General features: G+C 72.8%; 12 protein-coding genes and 1 pseudogene. 8 read left to right on the top strand and 5 right to left on the bottom strand.

Annotation, left to right across the window (positions count from 1 at the left end; genetic code table 11):
* Window positions 1-58: 58 nt before the first annotated feature.
* Window positions 59-1,105, bottom strand: coding sequence for a LacI family DNA-binding transcriptional regulator (locus ACFP3R_RS21475; protein ID WP_380638149.1), 1,047 nt, complete (start codon window positions 1,103-1,105; stop codon window positions 59-61).
* A gap of 229 nt (window positions 1,106-1,334) precedes the next feature.
* On the opposite strand from ACFP3R_RS21475, the gene ACFP3R_RS21470 reads away from it, so the two are divergent.
* The 7 genes from ACFP3R_RS21470 to ACFP3R_RS21440 all read left to right on the top strand — a co-directional run bounded on the left by ACFP3R_RS21470 (window position 1,335) and on the right by ACFP3R_RS21440 (window position 11,669).
* Window positions 1,335-3,671, top strand: a complete 2,337-nt coding sequence (locus tag ACFP3R_RS21470; RefSeq protein ID WP_380638148.1) for a beta-xylosidase/alpha-l-arabinosidase — start codon at window positions 1,335-1,337, stop codon at window positions 3,669-3,671.
* Window positions 3,668-4,651 carry an ABC transporter permease gene (locus ACFP3R_RS21465; RefSeq protein ID WP_380638147.1) on the top strand — a complete coding sequence of 328 codons (984 nt, stop codon included), beginning with the start codon at window positions 3,668-3,670 and terminating at the stop codon, window positions 4,649-4,651. The genes ACFP3R_RS21470 and ACFP3R_RS21465 overlap by 4 nt, the downstream gene beginning before the upstream one ends.
* Window positions 4,648-5,583 carry a carbohydrate ABC transporter permease gene (locus ACFP3R_RS21460; protein WP_380638146.1) on the top strand — a complete coding sequence of 312 codons (936 nt, stop codon included), beginning with the start codon at window positions 4,648-4,650 and terminating at the stop codon, window positions 5,581-5,583. The genes ACFP3R_RS21465 and ACFP3R_RS21460 overlap by 4 nt, the downstream gene beginning before the upstream one ends.
* A 55-nt stretch (window positions 5,584-5,638) precedes the next feature.
* Complete coding sequence (locus tag ACFP3R_RS21455; protein ID WP_380638145.1) at window positions 5,639-7,264, top strand: ABC transporter substrate-binding protein; 1,626 nt, start codon at window positions 5,639-5,641, stop codon at window positions 7,262-7,264.
* Between the two features lie 99 nt (window positions 7,265-7,363).
* The gene (locus ACFP3R_RS21450; RefSeq protein WP_380638144.1) at window positions 7,364-8,977 is read left to right on the top strand and encodes a GH39 family glycosyl hydrolase; all 1,614 of its coding nucleotides are present in this window, start codon (window positions 7,364-7,366) and stop codon (window positions 8,975-8,977) included.
* On the top strand, window positions 8,974-9,663 hold the full coding sequence (locus ACFP3R_RS21445; RefSeq protein WP_380638143.1) for a glycosyl transferase: 690 nt from the start codon (window positions 8,974-8,976) through the stop codon (window positions 9,661-9,663). Before ACFP3R_RS21450 ends, ACFP3R_RS21445 begins: the two co-directional genes overlap by 4 nt.
* The gene (locus tag ACFP3R_RS21440) at window positions 9,660-11,669 is read left to right on the top strand and encodes a beta-galactosidase (protein ID WP_380638142.1); all 2,010 of its coding nucleotides are present in this window, start codon (window positions 9,660-9,662) and stop codon (window positions 11,667-11,669) included. The genes ACFP3R_RS21445 and ACFP3R_RS21440 overlap by 4 nt, the downstream gene beginning before the upstream one ends.
* Window positions 11,670-11,914: 245 nt before the next feature.
* Here the strand turns inward: ACFP3R_RS21440 and ACFP3R_RS21435 are convergent, their stop codons facing one another.
* Entirely contained in the window at window positions 11,915-13,879 is a 1,965-nt protein-coding gene (locus ACFP3R_RS21435; protein ID WP_380638141.1) for an alpha-glucuronidase, read from the bottom strand.
* 171 nt (window positions 13,880-14,050) lie between these two features.
* On the opposite strand from ACFP3R_RS21435, the gene ACFP3R_RS21430 reads away from it, so the two are divergent.
* Window positions 14,051-15,013 carry a pirin family protein gene (locus ACFP3R_RS21430; RefSeq protein WP_380638140.1) on the top strand — a complete coding sequence of 321 codons (963 nt, stop codon included), beginning with the start codon at window positions 14,051-14,053 and terminating at the stop codon, window positions 15,011-15,013.
* A 9-nt stretch (window positions 15,014-15,022) separates the two neighbouring features.
* Here ACFP3R_RS21430 and ACFP3R_RS21425 read toward each other — a convergent pair whose 3' ends face one another.
* The 3 genes and pseudogenes from ACFP3R_RS21425 to ACFP3R_RS21415 form a co-directional block, all read right to left on the bottom strand.
* Window positions 15,023-15,355 carry a YnfA family protein gene (locus ACFP3R_RS21425; RefSeq protein ID WP_380638139.1) on the bottom strand — a complete coding sequence of 111 codons (333 nt, stop codon included), beginning with the start codon at window positions 15,353-15,355 and terminating at the stop codon, window positions 15,023-15,025.
* A 67-nt stretch (window positions 15,356-15,422) separates the two neighbouring features.
* Window positions 15,423-15,890 (bottom strand): annotated as a pseudogene (locus ACFP3R_RS21420) (F0F1 ATP synthase subunit A); the annotation flags it as partial.
* A gap of 91 nt (window positions 15,891-15,981) precedes the next feature.
* On the bottom strand, window positions 15,982-16,323 hold the full coding sequence (locus tag ACFP3R_RS21415) for an STAS domain-containing protein (protein ID WP_380638138.1): 342 nt from the start codon (window positions 16,321-16,323) through the stop codon (window positions 15,982-15,984).
* Window positions 16,324-16,445: the final 122 nt, after the last annotated feature.

The following is a 16,445-nucleotide window of genomic DNA, read 5'->3' as shown; positions in this document are numbered from 1 at the left end:
GCACCGGCTCCCCGGTATCGGCTCCCCGGCACCGGCCCCCCGACACCGGCCCCCGGTCTCAGCTCCTCGGCGGAGCGGTGCTCTGCCGCACCACCAGCTCGGTCGCCAGGTCGATCCGCTCGTTCGGCGGCCGCTCCCCGCGCGCCAGGGTGAAGACCATCTGCGCGGCGGTGGTGGCCATCTCCCGCAGCGGCTGGCGGACGGTGGTCAGCGGCGGACCGATCCACTCGGTGACCTGGACGTCGTCGTAGCCGACGATGGACAGGTCCTCCGGGATGGACAGCCCCAGCTCGCGCGCCGCCCGCATCACGCCCAGCGCCTGGAAGTCGGACCCGGCGAAGATCGCCGTGGGCCGGTCGGGGCGGTCGAGCAGGGACAGGCCGTGGGAGTAGCCGCCGTTGACGTAGAAGTCGCCGTAGCGCACGAAATCCGGTTCCACGGCGACGCCCTCGGACTCCAGCGCACTGCGGAACCCGTCGATGCGGGCGCGGCTGCACAGCATGGTGGTGGGTCCGGAGATCACCGCGATGCGCTGGTGGCCGAGGGAGAGCAGGTGGCGGGTCGCGGCCAGGCCGCCCGCCCAGTTCGCCGAACCCACGGTGGGCACGCCCGGCGGCTGCTCGCCGGCGGTGTCGACCACGACGAACGGGATGTTGCGGGTGGCCAGCTGGTGGCGCTGCCCGTCGTCGAGCTCGGCCAGCACCAGGATGACGCCGAGCGGGCGGCGGGTGAGCAGGTCGTCGAACCACTCCTGGCGCGGCCGGTGCGCGCCGCCCAGCTCGGACAGCACGACGGCCGCGCGCTCGACCGCGGCGGCCAGCTCCACCCCGCGGATGATCTCGGTGGACCAGGCCGAGTGCATCTCGTGGAACACCAGGTCGATCAGCGCGGGCCGGGACGACTGGCGGGCTCGCCGCCGCTGGTAGCTGTGCCGCTCGATGACGCTCTCGACGCGGGCCCGGGTGTCGGCGGCGACGTCCGGCCGCCCGTTGAGCACCTTGGACACCGTCGGGATGGACACGCCGGCCTCGGCGGCGATGGAGGAGATCGACGGCGTCCGGCCGTCGGTGGCCCCGGCGGTGCCGGGCTCGGTGGACGCGCTCATGCAGGCCCCTGTTCGCGACGTAACCCGAGCAGCAGCGGCGCCGGGGCTAAAGTTTCGATCTCGAAGCGTAAGGGTTGTTACCAAGGTTGAACAGCGGCTGTTCACAAATACGAACTTGTTGACGCCCCAACGACTAGCCCCTACGTTCTCCACACCGGGTCGTAATGTCGGCATTCGAGCCGATACTTTCGGCCTTCACGAAGACGTGAACTGCGGAGGAACCTGGTCGATGGGGAACAGGACGACGGACACCGCACCGCCCGACGCGCCGGCCTGGCGCGACACGCGCCTGCCGGCGGCCGAACGGGTCGGGTCGCTCGTCGCCGCCATGACCCTCCGCGAGAAGCTGGCCCAGCTGGTCGGCCTCTGGGTGGGCGCCGACCCGGCCGGCGGCGAGGTCGCGCCGCACCAGTGGGACCTGACCGACGCTCCCCCCGCCTGGTCGGACGTCATCGCGCACGGCCTGGGCCAGCTCACCCGGCCGTTCGGCACCCGACCGGTCGACCCGTCCGCCGGGGCGCGCTCGCTCGCGCTGTCCCAGGAGCAGGTCGTGGCCGCGAACCGGTTCGGGATACCGGCGCTGGTGCACGAGGAGTGCCTGACCGGGTTCGCCGCCTGGCGGGCCACCGCGCACCCCGCGCCGCTGTCCTGGGGCGCGAGCTTCGACCCCGCCCTGGTGGCCGAGATGTCCCGGCTGATCGGCGCGTCGATGCGGGCCGCGGGCGTGCACCAGGGGCTGGCGCCGGTCCTGGACGTCACCCGCGACTACCGGTGGGGCCGCACCGAGGAGACCATCGGCGAGGACCCCTACCTGGTCGGCACCGTCGGCACGGCCTACGTCCGCGGGCTGGAGGAGTCGGGCGTCGTCGCCACGCTCAAGCACTTCGCGGGCTACTCGGCCTCCCGCGCCGGGCGCAACCTCGCCCCGGTCGCGATCGGCCCGCGCGAGTTCGCGGACGTGGTGCTGCCGCCGTTCGAGATGGCCGTGCGCGACGGCGGCGTCCGGTCGGTCATGCACTCCTACAGCGAGGTCGACGGCGTGCCGTCGGCGGCCGACCGCGGCCTGCTCACCGGGCTGCTGCGCGACACCTGGGGCTTCACCGGCACCCTCGTGGCCGACTACTTCGCGGTCAAGTTCCTGGAGTCGCTGCACGGCGTCGCCGCCGACGAGGAGGCGGCCGCCGCGCTGGCGCTCGCCGCGGGCGTGGACGTGGAGCTGCCGACCGTGCGCTGCTACGGCGAACCGCTGCGGCGCGCGGTGGAGCGCGGTGACGTGCCGGAGGAGCTGGTGGACCGCGCGCTGCGCCGCGTGCTGGCGCAGAAGGTGGAGCTGGGCCTGCTCGACCCCGACTGGTCCCCGCTGCCCCCGGACGTCGACGACCTGCGGCTGGACACCCCGGAGGCCCGGGACGTGGCGCTGCGGCTCGCGCGGGAGTCCGTGGTGCTGCTCAAGAACGACGGCGTGCTGCCGCTCCGGCCCGGCCTCCGGATCGCCCTGGTGGGCCCGCAGGCCGACGACCCCATGGCGATGCTGGGCTGCTACTCCTTCCCCGCGCACATCGGCGCGCACCACCCGGACGTGCCGCTGGGCCTGGACATCCCGACCGTGCTCGACGCCCTGCGCGAGGCGCACGGCGAGGTGACCCACGTGCGCGGCTGCGAGGTCCGGGACGGCGGGGTCGACCCGGCGGCCGTGGAGGCCGCGGCCGCGGCGGACGTGTGCGTGGTGGCCGTCGGCGACCTGGCGGGGCTGTTCGGCCGCGGCACCTCCGGCGAGGGCTGCGACGCCACCGACCTGGTGCTGCCCGGTCCGCAGGGCGACCTGGTGCGCGCCGTGCTCGCCACCGGCACGCCCGTGGTGCTGCTGCTGATCACCGGGCGCCCGTACGCCGTCGGCGACCTGGCCGCCGGCGCGGCCGCCGCGGTGCAGTGCTTCTTCCCCGGCCAGCTCGGCGGTCGCGCGATCGCCGACGTGCTGACCGGCGCGGTGTCCCCCTCCGGGCGGCTGCCGGTGAGCATCCCGGCCGACCCCTCCGGCCAGCCGGGCACCTACCTGTCGGCCGGGCTCGGCCTGCGCAGCGAGGTCTCCGACGTCGACCCGACGCCGGCGTTCCCGTTCGGCCACGGCCTGGGCTACGGGGAGTTCACCTGGTCCGCGCCGCGCGTCGACCGCGCGGACTGGCCCACCGACGGCGCGGTGGAGCTGGAGCTGGACGTGCGCAACCCCGGCGCCCGCGCCGGCGCGGACGTGGTGCAGCTGTACCTGCACGACCCGGTCGCCCAGGTCACGCGCCCGGTGGTGCGGCTGGTCGGCTACGCGCGGGTGCCGCTGGCCCCCGGCGCGACGGCGCGGGTGCGCTTCCGCGTGCCCGCCGACGTCACCTCGTTCACCGGTCTCGACGGGCGGCGCGTGGTCGAACCCGGCGAGGTCCGGCTGCGCGTGTCGCGGTCGAGCGCCGACGTCCACCACGAGGTCGCCCTCGACCTCGTGGGCCCGCCCCGGGCGGTCGACCACACCCGGGACTGGCTGACCACCGCGACCGTGAAGGAGGTGGCGGGCTCGTGACCACCCAGGTCCGCGAACCGGTGTCCGCGGCGGGCGAACCGGTCCGCAAGCCCCCGCGGGTCCGCGAGGGGCGCGGGCGGGAGAGCTGGCGGCGGGCGATCCGCCGCGACTGGCAGCTCTACACGCTCGTCCTCGTGCCGCTGCTGTTCTTCCTGGTGTTCCGGTACCTGCCGATGCTGGGCAACGTCATCGCGTTCCGCCGGTTCGTGCCGGGCGGCGACATCTACGGCGAGTCGTGGGTGGGCCTGCGCTACGTCAAGATGTTCCTCGACGACCCGACGTTCTGGCAGGTCTTCGGCAACACGATGGTCCTCGGGGCGCTGACGCTGCTGCTGTGCTTCCCGCTGCCGATCGTGCTGGCGCTGCTGCTCAACGAGGTCCGCACGCGCTACTTCAAGCGGTTCGTGCAGACGGTGTCCTACCTGCCGCACTTCCTGTCGATCGTGATCGTGGCGGGCATGGTGCTCCAGCTGGTCTCCGTGGAGGGCACGGTCAACCAGGTGGTCAAGGCGTTCGGCGGCGACCCGATCACGTTCGCCCAGGACGCCGACTGGTTCCGCACCATCTACGTCTCCTCCGAGGTGTGGCAGACCGTCGGCTGGGGCACGATCCTCTACCTGGCCGCGTTCACCACGATCGACGGCCAGCTCTACGAGGCGGCGCGGATCGACGGCGCGGGGCGCTGGAAGCAGACCTGGCACATCACGCTGCCCGGCATCCGCCCCACCATGATCACCCTGATGATCCTCAACATCGGCACCTTCATGGCGGTGGGCTTCGAGAAGATCCTGCTGCTCTACAACCCGCTGACCTACCCGACCGCGGACGTCATCTCGACGTACCTGTACCGGGTCGGCCTGGTGTCGAACAACTTCAGCTACGCCGCCGCCATCGGCCTGTTCGAGGCGATCATCGGCCTGACGCTGATCCTGTCCGCGAACGCGATCTCGCGCCGAGCAGTGGGGACGAGCCTGTGGTGACCACCGACCCGACGCGGCTCGCCGAGCGGGTGGAGAAGCCGGCCGCGCCGCGCCGCACCTCGCTCGACGACACCCCGGGCTACCGCGTCTTCCGCCGCGTCAACACCGCGGTGCTGCTGGTCGTGGTCGTGGTGACGCTGTACCCGTTCGTCAACATCGTGGCGCAGTCGTTCAGCGACGAGCGGTACATCCTGGCGGGCCAGGTCAACTTCTGGCCGCGCGGCTTCAACCTCCGGACCTACGAGGTCGTCGTCTCCGACCCGGCGTTCTGGAACAGCTACCTCAACACCGTGGTCTACACGGTGACCGCCACGGCGATCTCGCTGGTGCTGACCACCACGTACGCGTACGTGCTGTCCAAGCACCACCTCAAGGGCCGCGGCCTGCTGATCGGCATCGCCGTGTTCACCATGTTCTTCAACGGCGGCCTCATCCCCAACTACGTCCTGATCTCCGAGCTGGGCATGAAGAACACGATCTGGGCGATCGTGCTGCCCAACGCGATCAGCGTGTTCAACCTGCTGGTGATGAAGGCGTTCTTCGAGAGCCTGCCCAAGGAGCTGGAGGAGGCCGCCGCGATCGACGGCCTCAACACCTACGGCATCCTGCTCAAGATCGTGCTGCCGCTGTCCAAGGCGGTGATCGCGACGATGGTGCTGTTCTACGCGGTCGCCAACTGGAACTCGTGGTTCACCGCGTTCCTGTACTTCGACCGGGCCGACCTGTTCCCGGTGACCGTCTACCTGCGCAACATGATCTCCGGCGCCTCCACGGCCACCTCCGTGGGCGGCGCGTCGGGCGACCTGACGCAGGTCAACTCCAACATCAAGGCCGTGACGATGGTGCTCACCGTGCTGCCCATCATCACCGTCTACCCGTTCATCCAGAAGTACTTCGTGTCGGGCGTGATGCTCGGCGCGGTCAAGCAGTGACCCCGTCCCCCGCACCGCACCTCGCACGTCCGGTCCCCCCGAGGAGAGCAGCACGATGAGAACCACGTGGAAGCGCGCGCTTCTGGCACTGGCCGCAGGCAGCCTGGTGCTGGGCACGGCGGCGTGCAGCGACGACCCCGCCACCGAGGGCGCGGTCGACCTGGGCGGCAAGAAGGTCGCCGCCATGGCCGACCTCAAGGCCGGGCAGCAGTTCAAGGCGGGCGAGGCGGTCGAGTTCGGCATCCTCTACAGCGACCACCCGAACTACGCCATCAAGGACGACTGGCTGTTCTGGAAGGAGCTGGCGGCGCGGACGAACGTCACGCTCAAGCCCACGGTCGTGCCGATGAGCGACTACGAGCAGAAGCGCAGCCTCGTGGTCGGCGCGGGCGACGCGCCCGCGATCATCGCCAAGACCTACCCGGGCCAGGAGCAGGCGTACGTGGCCTCCGGCGCGATCCTGCCGGTGAGCGACTACCTCGACCTGATGCCGAACTTCAAGGACAAGATCGAGAAGTGGAAGCTCCAGCCGGAGCTGAACACGCTCAAGCAGGAGGACGGCAAGTTCTACGTGCTGCCCGGCGTGCACGAGAACCTGTGGCCGGACTACACCCTGGCCTTCCGCACCGACGAGCTCCAGCGGCTGAACCTCCAGGCGCCGAAGACCTGGGACGAGGTCCACACCGTCCTCAAGGCGATCAAGGCCGCGCACCCGGACGCCTACCCGCTGTCGGACCGGTTCGAGGGCAAGAGCATCCTCAACTACGCCGCGGGCTCGTTCGGCACCAGTGGCGGCTGGGGCTACTCCAACGCGCAGTGGAGCGCCTCGGACGACAAGTTCGTCTTCACCGGTTCCTCGCCCGAGCAGAAGCAGCTGATCGAGTTCTTCCGCGGGCTCGTGGACGAGGGTCTGATGGACCCCGAGAGCTTCACCCAGAAGGATGAGCCGGCCATCCAGAAGCTGGCCAACGGCAAGTCCTTCGCGATCAGCTCCAACGCGCAGAACCTGGTCAACGACTACCGCCCGGCGCTGAAGAACATCCCGGGCGCGACCATCGCCAAGGTCACCGTGCCCGGCGGCCCGAAGGGCGACGTCATCTCCGGCACCCGCCTGGAGAACGGCCTGATGATCTCCGCGAAGGCGCTGGAGAGCGACAGGTTCGTGGCGATGATGCAGTTCATCGACTGGCTCTGGTACTCCGACGAGGGCCAGGAGTTCGCCAAGTGGGGCGTCCAGGGCACGACCTACGAGAAGGACGGCTCCGGCAAGCGCGCGCTCAAGCAGGACGTGGCCTTCGGCGGCCTGAACGTCGGCGCGCCGCAGCACCTCCAGAAGAACTTCGGCTTCCAGGGCGGCGTGTTCGCCTACGGCGGCAAGACCGAGCTGCTCCAGTCGATGTTCACCCCGGAGGAGATCACCTTCCAGGAGGCCATGAAGGCCAAGGAGGTCAACCCGCTGCCCCCGCCCTTCCCGTTCACCGCGGACGAGCGCGAGCAGGCCACCCTGTGGGAGACCCCGCTCAAGGACGCCGCCACCCAGGGCACGCTCCAGTTCATCCTCGGCGACCGCGACATCTCCGAGTGGGACGCCTACGTCAAGGAGCTGGAGGCCAAGGGCATGACCCAGTACGTGGAGCTGGTCAACAGCGCCCACCAGCGGTTCAAGCAGAAGAACGGCTGAACCCCGGCAGAGAACAGCGCGGTGGAGAACAGCGATGAGGACCCGGGTCCGGCCGCGGTTGGGGCGGCCGGACCCGGCCCGCGTGCGGAGGTTGTCGAGTTGAGCCACGTCGTCGTGCCCGCCGAGCCGCTCGGCCGCCTGTCGGAGTCCTGGCGCCACTGCGTCGGCACCGGCCGGCTGAACCTCGCGCTGCGGGCGGACTACCAGGAGTCGCTGGCGCTGGTGCAGCGGGACATCGGGTTCCGGTACGTCCGGGGCCACGGCCTGCTGTCCGACGACATGGGCGTGCACCGGGTGTCGGGGGGCGAGACCCGGTACTCGTTCACCTACCTGGACCAGGTGTTCGACCGGTTCCTGGAGCTGGGCATCCGCCCCTTCGTGGAACTGGGGTTCATGCCCACCGCGCTCGCCTCCGGCGAGGACACCGTGTTCTGGTGGAAGGGCAACATCACGCCGCCGCGCGACCAGGCCGAGTGGACCGCGCTGGTGCGGGCGGTGGTGGCGCACCTGATCGACCGGTACGGCCTCGACGAGGTGCGCGCCTGGCCGATCGAGGTGTGGAACGAGCCGAACCTGACGCACTTCTGGAAGGACGCCGACCAGCGGGCGTACTTCCGGCTCTACGAGACCACCGCGCGGGCGATCAAGGACCTGGACGCGGGTCTCCAGGTCGGCGGGCCCGCGATCTCGCCCGGCTCGGACGAGTGGTGGGCGCCGTTCGCCGAGTTCGTCACCTCCCGGGACGTGCCGGTCGACTTCGTCTCGCGGCACGCCTACACCTCGGGCCCGGCCCAGCACGTCCCGTTCGGCACCTACCAGGAGCTGCTGCCGCCCCGGGCGCTGCTGGAGCAGTTCGAGGCGCCCCGCCGGCACCTCGCGGGCACGGCGCTGGCCGGGCTGCCGGTGCACATCACCGAGTTCAACACCTCCTACCGGCCGGACAACCCGATCCACGACACCGCCTACAACGCCGCCTACCTCGCGCCGGTGGTGGCGGGCGGCACGGAGCTGGTGGACTCGTACTCCTACTGGACGTTCTGCGACGTCTTCGAGGAGGAGAACGTGCCCACCTCCCTGTTCCACGGCGGGTTCGGCCTGCTGACCCACCGGCAGCTGCCCAAGCCGACCTACCACCTGTACGCGTTCATGGCCCGCATGGGCGCGCACGTGCTGGCGCGCGGCGAGGACCACCTGGTGTGCCGCGACGACGACGGCCGGGTGACCGCGCTGGCGTGGCAGCCGGTGGGCGGCAGCGAGGGCGGGGCGGCCCCCGAGCGGCACACCGTGCGGCTGTCGGTCCCGGTCCGCGGCGAGCGGGCGTTCAGCCGCCGCGAGCGGGTCAACGAGCACGACGGCAACGCGTTCGCCGCGTGGCGGGAGCTGGGTCGGCCGCGCTCGCCCGGCGCCCGGGAGCTGGCGGTGCTGCGGGACTGCGCGCGGCCGGCCGTGGAGCACCGGGCGCACGCGGTCGAGGGCGGGCGGGTGCTGCTCGACCTGGCGCTCCGCAGGCACGAGGTGACGTTCGTCGAGGTGCTGCCGGTGCGGCCGGAGGAGCACCCGGGCCTGGACGACCGGCGGCTGCTCGGCGGCTCGGACGACCGGCTGGTGGGGGACCTGCCCGGGGCGGGGTCGTCCGGGGTCGGCCTGCCCGGGGCGGGGCTGCCCGGACCGGCCCTGCCCGGGGTCGGCCCGTCCGGGTCGGTGTCGTCGTGAGCGGACCGCGGCAGGACCCGGCGAACGAGATCGGCGCCGGGGTCCTGTCGCGCGTCGCCTCGGTGGTGTACTGGTTCCTGGTGGTCGAGGTGCTGCTGGTGCTCACCACCGCGCCCGCGCTCGTGCTCGTCGTGTTCCTCGCCGGCGGTGGCGGCAACGCGCCGCTGATCGGCCTGTGCTTCCTGCCGGTGGGTCCCGCGCTGTCCGCGGCGGTATTCGCCTGGCGGGTCTTCCTGACCGACCGCGACCTCTCCCCCGCCCGCCACTTCGGGCGCGGCTACCGGCTCAACTGGCTGGACGTGCTGCGCTGGTGGGCGCCCGCGGTGGCGGTGCTGACCGTGATCGGCTTCAGCCTCGCCAACCCGGGGCTCGCGGGCGTGCCCGGCGCGTACGGGGTGCTGCTGGTGGTGGTCGCGGTCGGCGTGCTGGTCTGGGCGTCCAACGCCCTGGTGCTGTCCTCCGCGCTGTCGCTGCGCGCGCGGGACACCGCGCGGCTGGCGTCCTACTACCTCTGGGCCCGCCCGGCGAGCGCGCTGGGCGCGCTGTCGCTGGTCGTGGCCGGCGGCGGGCTGGTCGCGCTGACCTCGGACTGGGTGCCGGTGCTGCTCGCCTCCCCGCTCACCCTGCTCCTGCTGCGCAACGCCGAACCGGTGCTGCGCGACGCCACGGAAAGGTTCACCGCGTGATCGGCTACGGCGGCGACTACAACCCCGAGCAGTGGCCCCGCGAGGTGTGGGACCGCGACTACGAGGCGTTCGGGCTCGCGGAGATCAACACCGTGACGCTGGGCGTGTTCGCCTGGGCGCACCTCCAGCCGGCAGAGGACACCCACGACTTCTCGACCCTGGACGCGATCGTCGACCGCGCGACCGCCGGGGGCAGGCGGATCGTGCTCGCCACGCCCAGCGGCGCGATGCCGCCGTGGCTCGCGCACGCCTACCCCGACGCCTGCCGGGTCGACTTCGAGGGCCGCCGGCACGTCTACGGGCAGCGGCACAACGCGTGCCCGTCGTCCCCGGACTTCCGCCGGCTGTCGGTGGCGCTGGCCGGGCGGCTCGCCGAGCGGTACGGGGACAACCCGGCGATCGTGGCCTGGCACGTGGGCAACGAGTACGGCGGCGCGTGCTACTGCCCGCTGTGCGCGGCGGCGTTCCGGCGGTGGCTGCGCGAGCGCCACGGCGACCTCGACGGGCTCAACCGGGCGTGGCACACCACGTTCTGGTCGCACACCTTCACCGACTGGGAGCAGGTCCAGCCGCCCACCGCGCTGTCGGAGCACTGGCGCGGGCCGAACCACACCGCGTTCCAGGGCATCACCCTGGACTACCGCCGGTTCCTGTCCGACGCGCTGCTCGGCGGGTTCGTCGCGGAGAAGGCGGCGATCCGCGAGCACGTCCCGGACACGCCCGTGACCACCAACCTCATGGGGCTCTACCAGCCCGTCGACTACCACCGGTGGGCGCCGCACCTGGACTTCGCCTCGTGGGACAACTACCCGCCGGAGGACCCGTCGGCGGCGCGCACGGCCGCCCGGATGGCGCTGGCGCACGGGTTGGTGCGGGGCCTGCGCGGCGGCCGGCCGTTCTGGGTCATGGAGCAGACCCCCTCGGTGACCGCCTCGCGCGACGTCAACGCGGTCAAGCGGCCCGGCGTGCTGCGGCTGTGGTCGTGGCAGTCCGTCGCGCACGGGGCCGACGCGGTGCTGTACTTCCAGCTGCGCCAGTCGCGTGGTGCGTGCGAGAAGTACCACGGCGCGGTCCTCGACCACGCCGGGCGCACCGGGACGCGGGTGTTCCGCGAGGTCGCGGCGCTGGGGCGGGAGTTCGCCCGGGTCGGCGCGGAGCTGACCGGCGCGCGCACGCCCGCGCGGGTGGCGCTGCTGGTCGACTGGGACAGCTGGTGGGCGGTCGAGATGTCCGACGGGCCCAACCGGAACGTGCGCTACCTGGACGTGCTGACGGCCTACCACCGGGCGCTGTGGCAGGCGAACGCGGCGCTGGACGTGGTGCCGGTGACCGCGGACCTGTCCGGGTACGACGTGGTGGTGGCGCCGCTGCTGCACGTGGTGAAGGGGGATGTCACGGAGCGCGTCACGGCGTTCGTGGAGCGGGGCGGGGCGTTCGTGACCACCGCCCTGTCCGGCCGGGTGGACGAGGACGACAACGCCTTCCTCGACGACGGCCCGTTCGCCTCCCTGCTGGGGCTGTGGGTCGAGGAGACCGACGCCCGGCAGCCCGACGTGGTGAACCCGGTGGCGCTGTTCGGGGCCGAGCACGCGGCGCGGCACGTGTTCGAGGTGGTCGTGGTCGAGGACGCCGAGGTGCTGGGCGCCTACGGGGCCGACTTCTACGCCGGGTCGCCGGCCGTGACCCGGGCGGCGCGCGGGCGGGGCAGCGCCTGGTACGCGGCCACCCTGCTGGACGACGCGGGCGTGGCCGCGCTGGTGCGGGCGGTGCTGGACGAGCACGGCCTGGCCGGGCCGCTGGCCGACGTGCCGGACGTGGAGGTGGCCGAGCGGGTGGGCGCGGACGGAACCCGGTGGCTGTACGTGCTCAACCACGGGCCGCGGCGGGTCGTGCGGTGCCCGGTGGCGGGGGTGGACGTGCTGTCGGGGCGGGAGCTGGCGGTGGGTGGGGAGCTGGTGCTGGAGGCGGTGGACGTGCTGGTGGTGCGGGTCGCGGCCGACGCCTGACGGGTCCGGAGGCCGAAGCCTCGCGCGGGTCCGGTGGAGGCCGGGCCCGCGCCCGTCCGGCAGGACCCGACCCACACCATCGGGCGGTGCCCGGCCCTCCCCGTCCGGCCCTCCCCGTCCGGCCCTCCCCGTCCGGCCCCCGCCCGACCCGCACCGCCCGACCCGCACCGCCCGACCCGCACCGCCCGACCCGCACCGCCCGACCCGCACCGCCCGATCCCCGCCCGGCCCCCTGCCCCGGCGCGTCAGTGGATCGTCCTCCCGTGCGCGTCCGGCACCCCCGACTTGCGGAAGAAGTAGGTGTTCACCTGGTCGCGCCACTCGGTGGCGCACCGCAGCTGCTCGGCCAGCAGCTCCGCCACCCGCCCGAACACCCCGTCCGGCACGCGACCCTCCAGCCCCGCCCACACCCGCGCCATGCGCACGACCTCCTCCACCCCCTCGAAGTGGGTGTCGTAGACGTGCTGGACCACCGTCTTGCCCGAGTGCAGCACGTGGCCGTACGGGACGTGGTGGAAGAACAGCAGCAGCTCGTCCGGGCAGGTCTCCGGCGACTCGTAGACGTCCCGCCACGGCGCCGGGTACTGACCGGTGAACCCGGTGCCGGTGGCGCGGGTGCGGTCCACGCCCACGCCGTCGCGGTCGGCGAAGTGGTAGGTTCCCCAGGGCGAGTACTCGTAGCCGTCCACGCTCGGGCCGTAGTGGTGGCCCGGGGTGACCATGAAGCCGACGCCCAGCGGGGCCGTGTAGCGCTCGTAGGTGGGCCAGGAGTCGTCCATCAGCTCGCGCAGCGGTCCGCGCGCGGCCGGGTCCTCGAACGTCAGGCCGATCCACTCGTCCAGCACGGCATCGGGCGCGAGCCGGTCGTCCCAGGCCAGGCGGCCGAAGCCGAACAGGTTGGCCTGCGCCAGCGGGTGCCCGGTCCAGAACCGGTCCAGCCCGACGTTGGACACGGCGACGACGCCGTCCACGAGGTCGCCGACGGTCCGGCCGTCGAGGGGGAAGCGGAGGATTTCGCTCCACTGCGGCACGAGGTGGCAGACGTGCTTCTGCTGCCCGGTGTACTCCTGGGTGACCTGGAACTCCACGGCCAGCCGGGTGCGCGGCAGCGCGGCGATCACCGGTGAGACCGGCTCGCGGGCCTGGAAGTCCATCGGGCCGTACTTGACCTGGAGCACCACGTTGGGGTCGAACGCGCCGTCGAGCGGGGCGAAGTGGTCGTGCGCGGCGCGGGCGCGGTCGGTGGCGCGGTCGCGCCAGTCCTGGCGGTGGTCGTAGACGAAGGCGCGCCAGAACACCGTGCCGCCGAACGGGGCGAGGGCGCGGGCCAGCAGGTTCGCGCCGTCGGCGTGGTCGCGGCCGTAGGCGAAGGGACCGGGCCGGCCCTCCGAGTCGGCCTTGACCACGTACCCGCCGAAGTCGGGGATCGCGGCGTAGACGGCGGCGGTGGCGCGGTCCCACCACTCGCGCACCGCCGGGTCCAGCGGGTCGGCCGTGGGCAGTCCGCCGAGGGTCACGGGCGACGAGAAGCCGACCGACAGGTGGACGCGCACGCCGTGCGGCCGGAACACGTCGGCCAGCCGCACCACGTCCGGCAGCAGGTCGGTGAGCAGGCGGGCCTCGGCGCGGTGCACGTTGACGTTGTTCAGGCCCACCCGGTTGACGCCGATCGAGCCGAGCAGGCGGGCGTACTCCGCGACCCGGTCCAGGTCCTCGCGCACGCGGCCGTCGGCGTAGAAGATCGAGTTCCCGGCGTAGCCGCGCTCGACCTGGCCCATGAACGGGTGGACCTCCGTGTTGTCCCAGTGGTCGAGCATCCGGATCGGCTGCCGGGGCGCGTGGCGCCGCGGCGCGAAGTCGGCGGCGAACGCGGCCTCGCCCAGCCGCACCACGTGGTGGAAGCCGTAGAGCAGGCCCGCGCCGCCGCCCGCCCGGACCGAGGTGGTCCCCGCCCGCGCGACGGTGAACTCCTCGGAGCCGCCGAACCCCCCGGAGGCGTCGAACTCCCCGGAACCACCGTCGCCCACGAGGACCAGCTCCAGGTCCGCGGGACCGTCGTCGACCAGCGCGCCGCCGTGCGCGGCGACCGCGGCGGCGACCTCGTCGCGCACGGTGGTGACGAGGAGGCCGGTCCCGGTCACCCGGACGCGCCGGGAGCCGACGGGGCGGAACGCGGGGACGGGCAGCCAGGCCGGGTGGGGAGGTGTCACCTCTCCGAACCTAGTTGCCGCCCAATCGGAAAGCAGCGGCCGGAGTCCACATGGGACGGCGAAATACTTTCGTCGCGAACGGGAACGCCCAGTCGGCCCCTCGGCGGGGTCGGCGCGGCGCGGGTCACGATCGGGGCCGCGACCCCGGCGGGGCCGCCTACCATGGGTCGGGTGAGCAACGTCGAGGCCGAACCGGTCGCCCTGGTCGGCGGGAGCGCCCCCGGTGCCGCGGTGGTCGAGGTCCTGGAACCCCGCGACGTGCCGCTGGGCGGCCCGCGGGCGATGACCGTGCGCCGCACGCTGCCCCAGCGGTCGCGGTCGCTGATCGGCGCCTGGTGCTTCGCCGACCACTACGGCCCCGACGACGTCTCGGTCAGCGGCGGCATGGACGTCGCGCCCCACCCGCACACCGGGCTCCAGACCGCGAGCTGGCTGTTCAGCGGTGAGATCGAGCACCGCGACAGCCTCGGCGTGCACGCGCTGGTGCGGCCGGGCGAGCTGAACCTGATGACCGCCGGGCACGGCATCTGCCACTCCGAGGTGTCCACCCCCGCCACGACCGTGCTGCACGGCGTGCAGCTGTGGATCGCGCTGCCCGACGCCGACCGCGACGCGCCCCGGGACTTCCAGCACCACGTGCCCGAGCCGGCCGGGCTGGGCGGCGCGACGGCGCGGGTGTTCCTGGGCACGCTGGCCGGCCACACCTCCCCCGTGCGCACCTCCACCCCGCTGCTGGGCGCCGAACTGGTGCTGGACCCCGGCGCCCGGCTCGTGCTGGAGGTGGACCCGGCCTTCGAGCACGGCGTGCTGGTCGACCTGGGCGGGGTCGAGCTGGAGGGCACCGCGCTGGCCGGCGGCGCGCTGGGCTGCCTCGGGGTGGGCGCCTCCCGGCTGCGGCTGGACAACCCCGGGGACGCGCCCGCCCGCGTGGTCCTGCTCGGCGGCGAGCCGTTCGGCGAGCGGCTGGTCATGTGGTGGAACTTCGTCGGCCGCAGCCACGACGAGGTCGCGCGGTACCGCGAGCAGTGGCAGGAGGGGTCGGAGCGGTTCGGGCGGGTCGAGGGCTACCCCGGCGACCGGCTCCCCGCGCCCCCGCTGCCGGGGGGCAGGCTCCGGCCGCGCGGCAACCCGTGACCGGGGGCCTCAGCCACGCGGGCCGTACATGATCACGGCCACGCCGACGAGGCAGATCCCCGCGCCCGCGTAGTCCCAGCGGTCCGGGCGGAACCCGTCCACGAGCATCCCCCACGCCAGCGACCCGGCGACGAACACCCCGCCGTAGGCGGCCAGGATGCGGCCGAAGTTCGCGTCGGGCTGCACCGTCGCCACGAACCCGTACAGGCCCAGCGCCGCCACCCCCGCGCCGATCCACAGCAGGCCGCGGTGCTCGCGCACGCCCTGCCAGATCAGCCACGCCCCGCCGATCTCGGCGAGCGCGGCCAGCGCGAACAACACCAGCGAGCGGACGACCGTCATGATCGCGACCCTAGCCGGGCGGCCGTGCGCGACGGCACCACGCCCCGGTGGCCGCCCGCCCGGCGCTCAGTGGCTTCGGCACGTCCGGGATGATGAACTGGTTGCGCAGGTAGCCGACGAGCCCGTGCCGCCTGATCCCCACGTAGTGGTAGAGCGGGAACACCAGCAGCAGCGCCACCGCGGCCGGGAAGCCGATGTGCGCCATGGTCGGGAACTGCACCAGCGGCACGACGCCGAAGATGTTGTTCACCAGCACGAAGCAGAAGATCGACACGATGAACGGCACGAACGGCCGGAAGTCGTCCGCCCCGATCTGCTCGCGGGCGACGGTGTTGCGGCCGAAGTCGTAGACCGACTCGGCGGCGAACTGCACCCGGCTCGGCACCAGCCTCATCCCGCGCGTGGTGAGCAGGAAGAACGCGGCGATGATCACCACCGACAGCACGACCAGCACCATCGGTTTGGTCACCCCGCCGAGGATCGGCGGCGGGAACAGGTCCCCCGCGCCGGGCGGGCTGAAGGAGTTGTCGGCCATGGGCGTCCCCCTCGTCCAAGGTCTTGACGAGAATTTAACGGACGACCCGGTATGCCGTCGTCAGACTAAAGTTGACGATCCGGCCCGGCGCTCACTCCAGCGCCCCCTCCAGCGTGTCGTGCAGCTCCAGCACCTCGCCCAGCCCCACCGAGGTCAGGGTGCGCCGCACCAGGCGCGGCGTGACGATCTTCAGCACACCGCCGCCGGCGCGCGTCCGCTCGTGCGCCAGCAGCAGCGCCTCGATGCCGATCGAGGCGAAGAACCGCACGTCCGTCAGGTCCACGACCACGCCGTCCCGGCCCTCGCCGACGGCGTCGAGCAGCGGTTCGCGCAGCTTGTGCACGGTGGCGATGTCCAGCTCACCGCGTGCCGCGATCACGGTGAGGCCCTCGTCGACGCGGCTCGTCGACGTTTCGAAGTCGTGGGAAGACATGCGGATCCGTTCTCCAGAGCGGGTTCACTCGCGCAGGTGCGCTGTGGGCTCAACGACACCGCCGGACACCAGAAGATCACACCCCGGCCACGTCCTCGCGGGCACCTCCCCCTCAACGGTGA

The organism is Saccharothrix lopnurensis, from assembly GCF_042658445.1.
Classification (GTDB): Bacteria; Actinomycetota; Actinomycetes; order Mycobacteriales; family Pseudonocardiaceae; genus Actinosynnema; species Actinosynnema lopnurensis.
The sequence above is the reverse complement of the archived record's forward strand: the minus strand, read 5'-3'. Positions and strand labels throughout refer to the sequence as shown.

What these genes read in the sequence shown, in the direction of transcription:
- ACFP3R_RS21475 (WP_380638149.1), bottom strand. Translation starts at nt 1,105, where the DNA reads ATGAGCGCGTCCACCGAGCCCGGCACCGCCGGGGCCACCGACGGCCGG.
- ACFP3R_RS21470 (WP_380638148.1), top strand. Translation starts at nt 1,335, where the DNA reads ATGGGGAACAGGACGACGGACACCGCACCGCCCGACGCGCCGGCCTGG.
- ACFP3R_RS21455 (WP_380638145.1), top strand. Translation starts at nt 5,639, where the DNA reads ATGAGAACCACGTGGAAGCGCGCGCTTCTGGCACTGGCCGCAGGCAGC.
- ACFP3R_RS21425 (WP_380638139.1), bottom strand. Translation starts at nt 15,355, where the DNA reads ATGACGGTCGTCCGCTCGCTGGTGTTGTTCGCGCTGGCCGCGCTCGCC.
- ACFP3R_RS21415 (WP_380638138.1), bottom strand. Translation starts at nt 16,323, where the DNA reads ATGTCTTCCCACGACTTCGAAACGTCGACGAGCCGCGTCGACGAGGGC.